Raw genomic sequence first — 14752 nt, 5'->3', positions numbered from 1 at the left:
AAGATTCAAATTTTTAGTCACTACAAATCATTAGTTAGCCACGGTTTTATCTAAGGGCGGAAAAAGCAATTGATCTCCAGGCTTAATTCTTCTAAAGGATGTAAGGTTATTAATTCGTGCTATTTGTGTTAAGTATTTTGGATTGTTGTAAATACTATTTGTCATATTATCAAGCCGGTCACCTGCTTTTACTTGTTTAATATGAGTGAGATCGGGTGATTTTTTCCCTTCTCTAATAGTACGCTCTCTTTGCTCAATATATTTTAAAAATGTAGCGCTTACTTTTACGCGAAGCGGATCACCATTTGACTTGAACAAGGTGTAATTCAGATCAATATTTTTTAATACACATTGAAAAGAAATATCGCCCCATTGTACAATTAAAAAATTAGGTCTATGTGTATTACTATTCATTGTATACACTGAGTTTAAAAAAATATCGAGCTGTCCTTTTACAGAATGATCACTTCCGTTATAGACGTAGTCTTCAATAGTTTCTGTACCATCCATGATAAAATCGAGTTTTAATTCCTCAGGAGCAGTCACTTTGTAATCAGGATTAGTTCCTTGATTTCCTTGTCCTTGTTGCTCCGTATTCTCAATTTTTAAATTGCGAGAAAACGATTCCGGATTGACAGGTAGAAAAATGGTTTTCTTTTTCCCCTGAAAGGTTTTTTTCTCGTAAATATGGATTGCTGCTTTTATTAATTTTCCTCCTTCTTCCATTTAACGCTCTAATTTTTGTTCAATAATTTCAAAAATTTTACTGGCTATTTCATTAAGCTGTATTTGACTTAACTCTGCTCCATTGCTAATTGAGGGTGAGGCGCTTGCCCCTCCATTTTCCAAGGTTGCTTTAATAATTAGTTCTCTAATTTCAATAGGCATAGATTCAAATAATTAATTACGACACTTCCAATTTGAATCTATTGTAATTCAACTCAAAAGTTTCAATTAGTACTTCACTTTTTTCAGCATTCAATTCGCTAACCTTCCAACTTATTGGCCAAACGTGAGACAATACCCATTTCATTAACACCTCATGATTTTCATTTAAAAGCTGAATGTTTACTGTACTCAATGGCACTATATTTTGCTCGTTTGCTTTGTTATTGTACAAATTATAAAAGGCTTTTCCGCACCACTCTGTTAATGCGGATTCGTTTGGCTTTACAATTCCCCGTTTTAATACTAACGGACTGTATTTTCTGCGTCCAGGAAGCGAATGTTCAAACCTGTTTTCTCCACCTTCTTTATAGGTTTCTTTTTCAATTTGAACATCCAAGCCCGTAACGGACTGAAATTCTATGTCCTCATTTTTACCTCCTATATCTTCAAAGACAACTTTAAAATGAAAACCAACGATTTGGTACATAGCTTTTTTTTTAGAAAATTATTTGTACGCCATTATTTTTCAGCAACCGTAAGACCCTCATGAACCAGCTCCATAGTTTCAATAGCCACCTCATTTGCATCGGCTTTCAGATCCGTAGATTGTACTTTACTTGGCCATGCATTTTCTAGTTTCCAAACTACTATTGGTTGATGCTCTTCATTTAGTAATTTTATAGTCACCGTTCTACGATATCTAGATCCCGTTTCATTTCCTTCCTGAAAATAATAGGTCTTTTGCCATTCCGTAAAAAAATCAAAATCGCCCTCAAATGTCCCACGTTTAAGTGTTACATTACTGTACTTGGTTAAGCCTGGTTGTTTTGTTTTGTTATACTTTTTGCTATTGCCTTCTCGGTATTCAATAACTTCCGTTTCAAAATCCAAACCACTAACTTCTGTAAATCCGATTCTGAAATCATCACCCCACTCTACCTGGAAGTGAAACTTTGGAATTGGATAATCTCCTTTTGCTGCCATATCTTTTTATAATAAATAGTGTTATTAAAAATTTAAATGATTATGCTTTTTCTGCAATTTCTGCTGCAGTTATTGCATCTATTAAACCTGCTTTTTCGGACAAGCAGCGGTCGCTTTTCTCCTTACTTTCCTTCCATGTTTCCTCTAACTCAAGCGTTTTATTATTTGCTGTTACTAAACCACTTTCGATACTTTGGTAATACGCGCTTTGCTTAATTGGAAAACTTGGCATTGATTTCAAAGTATCATCACATGGATATGCATAATTTGTGGAATTCTCAGTTATCACCATTTTGCGAGCAGATTTCTTTTTAGTGTGATCATTTTCTTTAGAAAGACTTGCCTCAGTATAAATTGGTTCACCATCATTTGAATCAGAAGTGAAAATTTCCTGTAAACCTTCTATTTTATCTTCCAAACCACCCTCGCCACATAATGATTTACTTAAAATATTGGCATATTTAAAGATTTCGAACATCTTAATCAACACCTCATCTTGCATTTCGCAAACCAAAATGATTTTTTTCTCGTAGTCTTCTATACAAGTAATTACTTCGGCTTTATCCTCTTCACTCGTATTTTTAAGAAGCTTAATTAACTCTTTAAAATCAGTAATTTGCGCCTTAAGACCTGGTTTGGAGTTTTCATAGGTATAAAAGGTGTCAAAAATACTTTTTACAAGTCCAAACAACTTTTTAATTTCCCTTGTAGCTATTTCCGAATGGTTAGAAACGATTATAGTTTGATCTAAAAAAAACTTTAATTCATTAACAATACTTTCCGCTTTTTTATCGGTTTCATCAATAATGAGTTGCCAGTTTTTCAGTTTACTCAACCAAAAAGTTGAATTTTGATATGCTTCATTATCTTTAGCTGTAATAGCGCTTTTTGTATTACAAGTAGCCGTTACCCTAATTAACTTCTCGTTCCAAATATCTAAACAATCTTTAGTTTCAGGATCATTGTTGCTAGTGCCTTCTTCGCAACACTTTTTATCTTTTAAAAAATCTATCATGACTTACTATGTTCTAAATTATTAACTAACAGTCTTTAATCTACATTAGCAGTTTGCTGTCTGCTATTTCTATTCTTTTTTCTTTTTGTATAGCCATCATCACAATAACAATCCAAAGTATCCCTACAAATATTTAATAAGTTGTCATCATACTTTCCTTTACAAACAAAACTATGTACAGCTGTCAATCCATCTTCTAACACTCCTTGATCATTTTGATCGCAGGTAATTTTGGACAATTCAATTTCAGTAGTAATAAGATCGGTAGTACTGTTCTTTACTTCTTCAGTTGTTGAAGTAATGTTACTTTCCACAATACTTTTAAAACTTTTAACTGCTGTATTTAAATCCGTAGCAAATTTTTTAAGCCTACTTGTGTTGGTAAAAGTTTGCACTCCTGCAATTGCCACTATGGATTCAAAAGCATTTTGACCTCTTTCATTTATACTTTTAGTACTATTTAATAAGTCCTTTAAATTTGAGGCCGCATTTTCCTTCTCTCCTTCTTTTTTAGATTTGCCTTTAACAGTAATAATTTTGTTTTCAAAACAATTTGACATGGCACAAGCGGCGTTATGTGCTTCTTCAATTTTTATGCGCATTTGGTTTAATAACTTGGAAGTATCTTTGATTAACTTTCCAATTTCAGCATCCATTTTTACGTATTCATCGACATTTGTTTGAATTATTTCCGCCTTTTTATGCCCTCCTACAGTAACACAACTTAACATGTCCTCGTAAACAGCTTTAGATTCTTTAGCTTTATCAAGTGTACATAGTTTATAGGATCTTGCACTATTTTTAGATTCTTTTAAAATCTTATTTGCCTCATATAAACTTTTAGCTACTAGCGCTTCGCTATTTACAATTTTTATATTTTCACATATTACGGTATCCGCGTTCCTGGGCGAAGTTTCCGTATTGCTTGTTTTTGCCATGGTGTAATTTTTAACTTGTGAATTTTTTATTCAGATAACATCTTGTGACTAAACCTTAAGATGATAAATTCTGCAGGCCTAACAACAGCCATACCAATTTGCACAATCATACGCCCTTCAAGAATATCTAATTCATCCATGGTTTCATTAAGACCTACCCTAACAAAAAACGCTTGTTCAGGTGTTGTCCCAAGTAAAGCTCCTGCTCTCCATTGCTGCACCAAAAAATTGTCAATCATTGATTTTAATCGAGACCAGGTGTTTAAATCATTAGGTTCAAAAACAAATTGTCCTGAAGCCTTTTTAACGGATTCCTCAATAAAATTGAAAAATCGCCTTACTGGAACATAGCGCCATTCATTACTATTTCCCGCTAAGGTTCTGGCTCCCCAAATAATTGCATTACCACGCCCGACAAAAGATCGAACGGCATTTACCGATTTTCCTGAGGTACTATCCACATTCAAACCTTCTTGTTGTTCATCAGTAATTTTTATCGTTGGTTCAATTATAAAATCAATGTTTACATTGGCTGGTGCTTTCCAAACCCCTCTTGTAGCATCAACACTTGCATATTTACCAACAACGGCTGGGGATGGTGGCATTTCTAAAGGAAAATTTCTTAACGCGCTTTGTACTTGAAAATAAATGGCGTTGTCCTTAGTTTTTAGTTCAGCTAAGCTTCCTGCCAAAGGCCCTGCACTATTAATAGTAACATTGGCATCACCTACTCCCTCACCCCCGTAATAATAGTCTAAAATTGTTTTTAAGTTTGGAAAGTAAGTAGCCCCGTATTTGATAGTATTTTCAACACTAGGTGTATTATCGCGCATTTCCTGAATATCCGTTTGAATATCTGGTATTGGATTGGCTTGCCAAATATCCATTACTGTAAAGCGATCTTGTAATTTTTCGCACAACTTCAATGATGCGCTAAAAAGAGCATAAAAATCTGCGGATGCACCTAAGCCTTGAGCATCTGGATAAACATATAAAGTAACTTCATCAATTTTTTCAGTAGCAGCTAATCCTGATAATAAATCATTTACATTTAAAATATTAGCATCCTGATATGCTCCTACTGATACAATCCAACAAGGACCGCCACCGTTTGCAAAAAATAGTTGCATTGCATAATACATTTTGTATTTTGACTCCTCGGTTTTGTCAATAGAAACTTGAATAGTTGCAGGAGTTACTGCTTCATTAATATTTACAGATAATGCCTTTTCAACAGCCGGTCCTCCAAAGTATCGTTCATATTCCAATAACGAACTAATTCTCTTAGGCTCGTTTAACAACGGATCTCCAGTTCTATTATCTTCTGCTGATTCAGTGTAACCTATAAACGCAGGTATTGCAGTTTCTACCTGTGCAATCGATGGTGGTAGTTTTGGAATTTCTTCAATGAAGACTCCAGGAGTTTTGTAATCCATAATTTCTTAACTTTAAATCCATTTAACTATTCAATAATCTATTTGATTGACTAATATAGATTTCCGAAAAAATCTTATCATTCTCTATTTTTATGTTCGGTGTTTTTGGATGTGGTAACATCAATGAGCTGCCATTCATGAAAGGCACCAATACATCGGTAAGTGATTTAGTATCTTTTGATATTAACTTCGCGTTATTTTGAGTTAAAAAAGAAGCCGTAGCTGATACCTCAGATGGTGAAAAAGCTTCACTTTTATTGTAACGCCAATAAGTATTTCTGTTTTTAAAACGAATCTCAAATACTGGATGCTGTATTTTTTCACCATTATTATCAATTTTTGTTTTCAAAAAGCCTTGAATGTCTAAAATACTAAATGGTGAATTCTCTTTTTTAAAATGAATTTCTAACACTCCAAAATTATTTTTGTCGTACAGATCATCATTAATATGAATTGGAAAATTTAAAATCGTTTCTTTATTCTGTACTATTTTAAGATTGTAAAAACCCGATGAAATGGTATTAGAACTTACATCATTTTCATTGACTCTTTTAAAATTAATAGGCACTTTTGTTATTGGATTGTCACTTGTTTTTTGAATTGATTTTACGACACCTCCGCTTTTATCTTCCAAAATAAACTCCACATCCTTAATGTTTTGCACCTTTTTAAATGTGTAATCAAAAATACTGGGTAACAATGTTTTATCAGCATCAGAAACTACTCGCTTATCCTTAATCATTTTCCAATCTGTATCTGCTTTATTATTTGTAAAAAGCTGGGCTTCTTTTAAATTCCCTTCTATTTTTGAAAGGGCACCCATTTCGTAACATATCCCATCTTGGTAATCCAGAGGTGTGTTTGTTAGTGGAAAAGATTTGAAACTTGGAGTTAATTCTGTTTCTGTAAATACCTGTTTGTTTGTATTTGTGAAGTAATAAATTGCGGGTTTAAATGTGCTGAAACTAATATTAGTTACACTTTTAAAAAAAGGGAGTTGTGGTTGAATTACAAATGCCAGACTGGTTAATTTATCAGTGTCTAAAAATGGCATATACAAAACCTCATTGTTTATATTTTTAATAGTCACTTCTGTTCCTACAAAAAATCCTAGCGGTGTAGTACCGTATATCAATCCAAATCTTTCTAAAATTTGCTTAGTTTTATTGGTTGGCACTATTGAAAATAGATCATTTACGTTATAGCTATTATTTTCTATTTTGTTTGAAAGCAATCGTTCTCTATCAACTTTATTTTTGTTAAAAAATGAAACGCCAGCCGTGTCCATTAGAAAGTAATCATGCAAAATTTGCACCTCAAATAATTTTTTATATGTAGAAGTACTGCTATCCATCAAATTTGGTTAATTACAAATGAATCATTTTGAATTTCTTCAATTATTGGTGCTTCGTTACCCGATGCTTCTTGAATGTTAACCAAACGTATTTTATACATAGCAAAAGGAACTTGCTTACCTCCTAATGAGCCCCATAAATGATTAATTTGCTCAAATGTTAGCGTATATAATTCTACATTAAGTTTTATTTGATCTTTTATTTGTTGAGAAATATTATCATCATTAGAAATGGTGGTGAACGGAGAGTTTTGAACGGTAAATTTTTTTTTTGCCTGAAAAAACTGCAAAACAAGCGATAATCTATGTAAAGCAAATTCGTAGGCATCTTGTAAATCCTGTCCTAAAGTTGCTGAAATAAGGATGTACAAATTCAAAAAAACTGGAGGCTCAACGTATTTTATACCATTCGTAGTTTTAACTACATTACTAGTATTTTTTAAGGTACTTTCTTCCTCTGTATTCACCAGCGTGATTACAATTTTATCACTCAAGTCCTGCGCTTCGCTTTCCATTAAGGAAATATTATGTAATACTACATCTTCAGCTAGAATAGCATCAGTAGGGCGTTTATTTGCAAAAATATATTCGCTTAATTCATCCCTTATAAGTTTTAATGCCAATCCTATCATAAATATTACAATTAACCACTTGATAACCCTCTTAATAACAAGTACATAAAATTCATAAAGTAAGCACTATAAAACAATCCCCATAAATGGTGATTAACAATTCTTTAATTTTTAACAATTTGAATTACAACCCCTAACACCAGTTCTAATTTTAAATTACTCATGTAAAAATTAGATGTTTTTTTAATACGAGAATTAACTATGTAATATTTTATTTTGAAGTATCAAACGAAAGAGCCATTTTGAATTGGAAATTGGACAAATGATATGCCTTGTTTTTTTTACAAACCAGTGAGCGACGGTAATTATTTTTAGACAGAATCAGAAATGACAGGTTTGCCTATTAATTTTCAAAATTTGAAAAACGCTTTGAAATTTAAATTTAAAAAGTGCTACTACCTCAAAAAAACAATAATAATCCTGATAAGGTGCTTAAAATTTAATCAATTAATCGAAATATAAAATGATAATTATTAGAGCTCAATAACTTTTGAAGCCTCTTTGATCAATTGAGCTGTATTTTTAACCTGAAATTTTTTAATGAGGTGCTTACGGTGTGAAATGGCAGTGTGATTACTAATAAATAAATGTGCTGCAATTTCTTTAGACGAATATCCATCAGCAATTAATTTAAGTACCTCCTTTTCTCTGCTAGAAATTGGATCGTTTTTTACAAACTTAAAATTTGTATTCATTTGTATACTTTTAGCAATAGCTTCTTTTTCAGAAATATCATAATAATAATTTAAAACCAACCGTTCCCCTTCAATACAAAATACTTCGGCTTCATGCTTTAAAAAGAATCTTTTCCCTGAACTATTCGTTATATGATATTTTAACGAAATCAATTGCTGATTCCTTTTACTGCTAAAAAAATGAGTCAATTTATTTTGTACTTCCTCTACTTCATTGGCATCAATTACGACTGAACCATGTTTCCAATTCTTACCTAAAAAGCTTGAGTTTTCATATTCTAAAAATTTTCGAAAAGCTGTATTGGAATAAAGTAATGTTCCCTCTTTAACGGTACAAATACTAATGAGTAATTTTTGAGAACGATTACAAGAATTTAAAATTTTCGAAAATTTGGATGTCAAAAAACTTTCATCCAATGATATGGATGCTGCATTTAAATGATAGTACATTTTAGTTGGTTTCTTTTTAAAGTATGTGTTTAGCATAAATTTACTGAATTACAACAAGTTAAAGCAAGTGTTATCTCCCTTTTTTTTGAGGTTTTTTCCTGTTAATTTATCTTTAATAAATAAGCAATAAGAAAATCTACAATTTAAAGTCTCCTGACAAATTCGCGTGACCAATACATTGAAGAAGAAAAATATATCAGCCTTCTATTTAGGTTTTTGTTGTTTGAACGTCGTAATTCTGGTTTATTTGAACGCGTTCTATTTAAATAATATTCGCAATTTTGAGATCATATTTTCGTAAATTTGCAAATCCAAAAAAGTTTTATTGAATTATTAGCTTTTTTGATCGTTAAAAAAACCGAAATGAGTAAGACATTATTTGATAAAGTATGGGATTCACATGTAGTAAAACATGTGGAAGATGGGCCAGACGTATTGTTCATTGACCGCCATATGGTGCATGAAGTAACAAGCCCTGTGGCTTTTTTAGGAATTGAAAACAGAGGTATTGACGTATTATATCCGTCAAAAACATTTGCAACAGCTGATCACAATACACCAACTATTAATCAGCATTTGCCAGTTGCTGACCCGCTTTCTGCCAATCAATTGAAAGCATTAGAGCAAAACGCAGCTAAACACGGTATTAGTCACTGGGGATTAGGTCATGAAAAAAATGGTATTGTGCACGTTGTTGGTCCTGAATATGGGATTACACAACCTGGTGCAACTATAGTTTGTGGAGATTCACATACGTCAACTCACGGTGCTTTTGGAGCTATTGCTTTTGGTATTGGAACGTCAGAGGTTGAAATGGTATTGGCTACACAATGTATTATGCAGCCAAAACCAAAAAAAATGCGTATTAACGTAAAGGGAAACTTAAATTTTGGGGTAACTCCTAAAGATGTTGCTTTATATATCATTTCTAAATTAACCACATCGGGTGCTACTGGATATTTTGTAGAATATGCTGGTGATGTTTTTGAAAACATGACCATGGAAGGTCGTATGACTGTGTGTAACCTAAGTATTGAAATGGGTGCTCGTGGTGGTATGATTGCCCCTGATGAAAAAACATTTGAATATGTAAAAGGGCGTGAATTTACACCTTCAGGTGCCAATTGGGACAAAGCCATGGCATACTGGAAAACGTTAAAAACTGACCCAGACGCTACTTTTGATAAAGAATTGACTTTTGAGGCTTCAAATATTGAACCTATGATTACTTATGGTACTAACCCAGGAATGGGAATTGGTATTTCAAAAAGTATCCCTAAAGCTACTGAAGTGCAAGGAGGAGTTAGTACTTACCAAAAATCATTAGGATATATGGATTTCAACGAAGGTGAAGATATGATTGGAAAACCAATCGACTTTGTATTCATTGGAAGTTGTACTAACGGACGTATTGAAGATTTTAGAGCATTTGCATCCATAATCAAAGGACGCAAAAAAGCAGATCATGTAACTGCTTGGTTGGTTCCTGGATCCCACAAAGTAGAAGCTGCTATTAAGGAAGAAGGTATTTTAGATATCATTCACGAATCTGGCTTTGAATTGCGTGAACCTGGATGTTCAGCTTGTTTAGCAATGAACGACGACAAAGTACCCGCAGGTAAACTAGCCGTAAGTACTAGTAACCGTAACTTTGAAGGACGTCAAGGTCCTGGATCAAGAACATTACTGGCTTCGCCATTAGTTGCAGCAGCGGCTGCCGTTACTGGTAAAGTTACTGATCCGCGTGAGTTAATGTAAAAACACTATTAGCTATTAGTCATTGGCTTTTAGCTTGCAGTAAAATTTTTAAAAGCCAATAGCCAAAAGCTAAAGGTCTAAAGCTAAAAAATTATGGCATACGATAAATTCGAAATATTAAAAAGTACTGCTGTACCACTTCCAATTGAAAATGTGGATACAGATCAAATTATCCCAGCTCGTTTCTTAAAAGCAACTGAGCGTAAAGGCTTTGGAGACAACTTATTCCGTGACTGGAGGTATAATAATGACAATACTCCAAAAGCTGATTTTGTATTAAATGATGCTACTTACTCTGGAAAAATCCTTGTAGGTGGTAAAAACTTTGGCTCGGGATCATCCCGTGAGCATGCTGCATGGGCCGTGTATGATTATGGTTTTCGTTGTGTAATTTCCAGCTTTTTTGCTGATATTTTTAAAGGAAACTGTTTAAACATTGGCGTGCTTCCTGTACAGGTTAGTGCAGGTTTTGCTGATAAAATTTTTAGTACCATTGAGTCCAATTCCAATACTGAAATTGAAGTAAACTTACCTGAGCAAAAAGTAACTTTATTAGCTACTGGCGAGAGTGAGTCTTTTGATATCAACGGGTATAAAAAAGAAAATATGTTAAATGGTTTTGATGATATTGACTACCTGCAAAACATAAAAAAGGATATAACAGCTTTTGCTGAAGAATTACCTTTATAGTAAAAAGCAATGATTACAAAAAGCGTTTTAACTATAGGGTTAAAACGCTTTTTGCTTTCAGTACTGCTACTAAAACAAAACATAGTTTTATAGACAACTTCATAAGTAAAAAAATGAACAAAAGACACATCGAAATAATGGACACCACCCTGCGTGATGGTGAACAAACTTCAGGAGTATCATTTTCTGCTTCCGAAAAATTAACCTTAGCCAAATTACTGCTATTGGAACTTAAAGTAGATCGTATTGAAATTGCTTCTGCCAGAGTTTCAAAAGGAGAATTTCAAGCGGTAACTGATATTACTTCTTGGGCAACCAAACTAGGTTTAATTGATCGTATTGAGGTATTGTGTTTTGTTGATAAAGGAATTTCTATCCAATGGATGTTAGATGCTGGTGCTAAAGTTCAAAATTTATTGACAAAAGGATCACTAAATCACTTAACGCATCAACTTAAAAAAACAGCTGATGAACATTTTAATGACATAGCGGCAAACATTAAATTGGCAAACAGTAAAGGGATCGCTACCAATGTCTACTTAGAAGATTGGAGTAACGGCATGCGCGATTCTAAAGAATATGTATTGCAATACCTTGACTTTTTAGCCATACAACCTATAAAACGCGTATTGCTGCCTGATACTTTAGGGGTGTTGACTTATGAAGAATCTAAAAATTTTATTGCCGAACTAGTTGAGCGCTATCCAGATTTACATTTTGATTTTCATGCTCACAACGATTACGATTTAAGTGTTGCCAACATCATGGAAGCTTTAAAGGCTGGTGCACATGGCTTACATTTAACTATGAACGGTATGGGCGAACGTGCCGGAAACGCTCCAATGGCTAGTACCATAGCAGTTATCAATGATTTTATGCCCGAAATTGAAATTAATGTTGAAGAGAAATCACTTTATAAGGTAAGTAAACTTGTAGAAAACTTTTCTGGTTTTCGAATCCCCGTTAATAAGCCCGTTGTAGGCGATAATGTTTTTACCCAAACCGCAGGCATACACGCTGATGGCGACAATAAAAAGAACCTTTATTTTAATGATTTGCTTCCTGAACGCTTTGGTCGTAAACGGAAATATGCATTAGGAAAAACTTCTGGAAAGGCAAATATTGAAAAAAACTTACAGGAATTAGGCTTGGAGCTTAACGCAGAAGAAATAAAAAAAATAACCCAACGTATCATTGAATTGGGCGATAAAAAAGAGGTGCTTACAAAAGATGATTTGCCTTACATCATTTCAGACGTATTGGATAATGGCAGCTTGGAGCAAACCGTAATGGTAGAATCCTATGTGTTGACACATGCCAAGGGACTGAAACCTTCAACAACAGTTTCCGTTTGGTTGGATGGGGAATTATATGAAGAACATGCACAGGGAGATGGACAATTTGATGCTTTTATGAATGCTTTAAGAAAATTATATGCCAAAAGAGGTAAAACCATCCCAGAACTTATCGATTATTCTGTTCGCATCCCTCCTGGAAGTCATTCCGACGCGTTATGCGAAACGGTAATTACTTGGAAGGACGGTAGCAAAGAATTTGTTTCTCGTGGACTAGACAGTGATCAAACAGTTTCCGCCATAAAAGCTACTGAGAAAATGCTGAATATTAATGAGTTGAATTAATAGTATTTTAGCTAAAATTTATCTATTCCATACATTTTTGCATGATGTTCCGCTTACATGTACCTACACATTGTTGGTAAATAGCTTAAATAACCTTTTATTCTGAAGTAAATTTAGAACATGTGCATCAAAAATAATTTCCCTTAAAACAATTAAGCTCATTTAGATGTTACTCTAAATGAGCTAGATTAGTTGTTTAAACTAACTAAATAGGGAATCTGATACGTGTTAAAACTATCCCCCAAAACTTATAACTAACACTTATTTTGCAAAAGTGTTTATCAGATCCTTTTATCTATTTGAATTAAGATGAAAATTCATTAAGTTTTAAACAACTAAATCGTTTGATCAAATGTAGTTTATATTCTTATTAATTTACCCCCTGTTTTCAGGGGTTTTTAATTTATTTCATTAGTGTCTTGTAAAAATTCTAGATCACTTCGTTTCAAGAATGATGACTCATGATTAAACTTATAATATGCTTAAAATTAGCAGCTCTTGCTTTTTTGATTTTATAGTAATCTCAATTTTATAATTAAAGCCAAAGCATGCTTTTAGTTTTAAAAAAGCTTGAAGGCTACTATTGACAAATAGTTTGAGGTTTTTAATAAATTTTAACCAAACGCCGATGTATTAATTTGAAACAGATTTTAATTATATTTGATTAAACATAACGTTTTGTCAATTTTTATAGCCAGCTTTATCAATAGTATATATTTTACACTTGTATGAATTCATTTATTACTAAGGGGATAACTCTTTTACAAAAACACCTTTTAGTATTAAGTGGTTTATTTTCCATATTACCTTTTGTAATAGTATCAATGTATAATTATCCTTATGCTGATGATTATTGCTTTTCAAATAATGTCAACATACAAGGCTTTTGGGGTGCACAAAAATATTATTTTTTCAATTGGACAGGTCGTTACACTGCTACAGCAATATTAAGCAATGATATTGTTAATGAGAAATACCACATTTACTATAAAATTTTTCCTATCATTTTATTAATGCTGTTAGTGCTTGCATTTTTTATGCTAGCAAATCAATTTTTCGTTAAAAAGAATAGTTATACCAAAATTAAACTCAGTTTAACACTTACTTTATTGTATTTAAGTACAATGCCATTAGTTTCCGAAGGATTTTATTGGTGGTCAGGAGCTATAACTTATCAATTAGCCAACATACTTACAGTTATATTGATAGCCTTAGTTTTAAAAAGTTTGGTAAAAAATAGCTATACAAACACTTTGTTTGCTTCTCTAACTATTTTTTTGTTAATGGGTCTTAATGAAACTAGCTTAATAGCTGTAAATCTGTTTTTTATATTTATTTTTTCTTATAGATATTTCAAATTAAAGAAAATAAATTATCATTTTGTTTTTATACAATCAGTCATATTAATATGTTCAGGCATATCTATATTTGCACCAGGAAATTATTTGCGATTATCCAAAAATTCGAATACTAAGAATATTTTCTCTTCGTTCTTTTTTTCGTTTGGACAATATGGATGGAGTATTCTTACCTGGACAGGATTGTCTTTTCTATTTTCAATAATTATTTACAACGAAATTAAAGATGATATAGCATCAAAGAATTTCATTTTACCCTTAAAAAAATACTGGTTAATTTTTATTTATTTTAGTATAATTATATTTTCAACTTTTTTTATCGGATTTTGGTCTCAAGGTGAGCCCATCCCACCTAGAACCAGAAATGTTGTTTATCTTTTTTTCATTTTGGGAATAATATATACTTTCATATGTTATTTTAATTCGTCCAACATCTTAAGTTCTATTGTAAATAAAGAAAAACAACTTATATTCTTAATTACCTTTGCAGCTATTTCAATAGCATATTCAAATGATAATATAGTTGAAACTGTAAAAGATGTTGGAAAAAAAAGAGCGCTTAATTACAACAAAGAAATGCGAGAGCGACTAACACATACAAAAGAAAATAGACATAAAGGTGATCTTATTTTTACTCCGTTAAAAAACAAACCCTACTCAATTTTTCACAAAGATTTTGATTTCGACAAAAAAGATGTTTATAACAATTGTTATTCAAAATACTGGAAATTAAATTCTGTTATTAATTCAACCCAATTTATGCATTAGAACTTCGTAAAGAGGCTACGAAATACAATAAACACTCGTATTTTCCTAATTTTAATGGTTAAATTAAAAAATTCAGTTTACGTTGATTTTTGAAGTATATTACAGCCGTAGTAAATTTTTTAATTCATAAAACTAAGCAAGTAATA

Annotated in this window: 14 protein-coding genes; 4 read left to right on the top strand and 10 right to left on the bottom strand. The window is 32.4% G+C overall.

Annotation, left to right across the window (positions count from 1 at the left end; translation table 11 throughout):
- Positions 1 to 30 precede the first annotated feature (30 nt).
- From GMC_RS0109780 to GMC_RS0109735, 10 genes are all read right to left on the bottom strand, one after another.
- Positions 31 to 726, bottom strand: a complete 696-nt coding sequence (locus GMC_RS0109780; protein WP_010521963.1) for a CIS tube protein — start codon at positions 724 to 726, stop codon at positions 31 to 33.
- Complete coding sequence (locus tag GMC_RS21700; RefSeq protein ID WP_157998158.1) at positions 727 to 888, bottom strand: DUF5908 family protein; 162 nt, start codon at positions 886 to 888, stop codon at positions 727 to 729.
- A 16-nt stretch (positions 889 to 904) separates the two neighbouring features.
- Entirely contained in the window at positions 905 to 1375 is a 471-nt protein-coding gene (locus GMC_RS0109770) for a phage tail protein (RefSeq protein ID WP_010521962.1), read from the bottom strand.
- A gap of 32 nt (positions 1376 to 1407) precedes the next feature.
- Positions 1408 to 1872 carry a phage tail protein gene (locus GMC_RS0109765; RefSeq protein ID WP_010521961.1) on the bottom strand — a complete coding sequence of 155 codons (465 nt, stop codon included), beginning with the start codon at positions 1870 to 1872 and terminating at the stop codon, positions 1408 to 1410.
- 40 nt (positions 1873 to 1912) lie between these two features.
- Positions 1913 to 2887 carry a hypothetical protein gene (locus GMC_RS0109760; RefSeq protein ID WP_010521960.1) on the bottom strand — a complete coding sequence of 325 codons (975 nt, stop codon included), beginning with the start codon at positions 2885 to 2887 and terminating at the stop codon, positions 1913 to 1915.
- A 35-nt stretch (positions 2888 to 2922) separates the two neighbouring features.
- Complete coding sequence (locus tag GMC_RS0109755) at positions 2923 to 3825, bottom strand: hypothetical protein (RefSeq protein ID WP_010521959.1); 903 nt, start codon at positions 3823 to 3825, stop codon at positions 2923 to 2925.
- Positions 3826 to 3851: 26 nt separating this feature from the next.
- Positions 3852 to 5261, bottom strand: coding sequence for a phage tail sheath family protein (locus tag GMC_RS0109750; RefSeq protein ID WP_010521958.1), 1410 nt, complete (start codon positions 5259 to 5261; stop codon positions 3852 to 3854).
- Between the two features lie 22 nt (positions 5262 to 5283).
- On the bottom strand, positions 5284 to 6615 hold the full coding sequence (locus GMC_RS0109745; protein ID WP_010521957.1) for a hypothetical protein: 1332 nt from the start codon (positions 6613 to 6615) through the stop codon (positions 5284 to 5286).
- Positions 6615 to 7247, bottom strand: a complete 633-nt coding sequence (locus GMC_RS0109740; RefSeq protein ID WP_010521956.1) for a Pvc16 family protein — start codon at positions 7245 to 7247, stop codon at positions 6615 to 6617. The genes GMC_RS0109745 and GMC_RS0109740 overlap by 1 nt, the downstream gene beginning before the upstream one ends.
- 473 nt (positions 7248 to 7720) lie before the next feature.
- Positions 7721 to 8428, bottom strand: a complete 708-nt coding sequence (locus GMC_RS0109735; protein ID WP_238527963.1) for a response regulator transcription factor — start codon at positions 8426 to 8428, stop codon at positions 7721 to 7723.
- Positions 8429 to 8755: 327 nt separating this feature from the next.
- Between GMC_RS0109735 and leuC the strand changes: the two genes are divergently transcribed.
- The 4 genes from leuC (at position 8756) to GMC_RS0109715 (ending at position 14606) form a co-directional block, all read left to right on the top strand.
- Positions 8756 to 10150, top strand: a complete 1395-nt coding sequence (leuC, locus tag GMC_RS0109730) for a 3-isopropylmalate dehydratase large subunit (protein WP_010521954.1) — start codon at positions 8756 to 8758, stop codon at positions 10148 to 10150.
- Positions 10151 to 10243: 93 nt separating this feature from the next.
- Positions 10244 to 10840, top strand: a complete 597-nt coding sequence (gene leuD / locus GMC_RS0109725) for a 3-isopropylmalate dehydratase small subunit (RefSeq protein ID WP_010521953.1) — start codon at positions 10244 to 10246, stop codon at positions 10838 to 10840.
- A gap of 113 nt (positions 10841 to 10953) precedes the next feature.
- Entirely contained in the window at positions 10954 to 12480 is a 1527-nt protein-coding gene (locus tag GMC_RS0109720) for a hydroxymethylglutaryl-CoA lyase-like TIM-barrel protein (protein WP_010521952.1), read from the top strand.
- Positions 12481 to 13208: 728 nt separating this feature from the next.
- Positions 13209 to 14606, top strand: coding sequence for a DUF6056 family protein (locus GMC_RS0109715; protein WP_010521951.1), 1398 nt, complete (start codon positions 13209 to 13211; stop codon positions 14604 to 14606).
- Positions 14607 to 14752: the final 146 nt, after the last annotated feature.

This window comes from Aquimarina agarivorans, from assembly GCF_000218485.1.
GTDB lineage: Bacteria > Bacteroidota > Bacteroidia > Flavobacteriales > Flavobacteriaceae > Aquimarina > Aquimarina agarivorans.
This window is presented reverse-complemented; position numbering and strand designations above follow the sequence as displayed.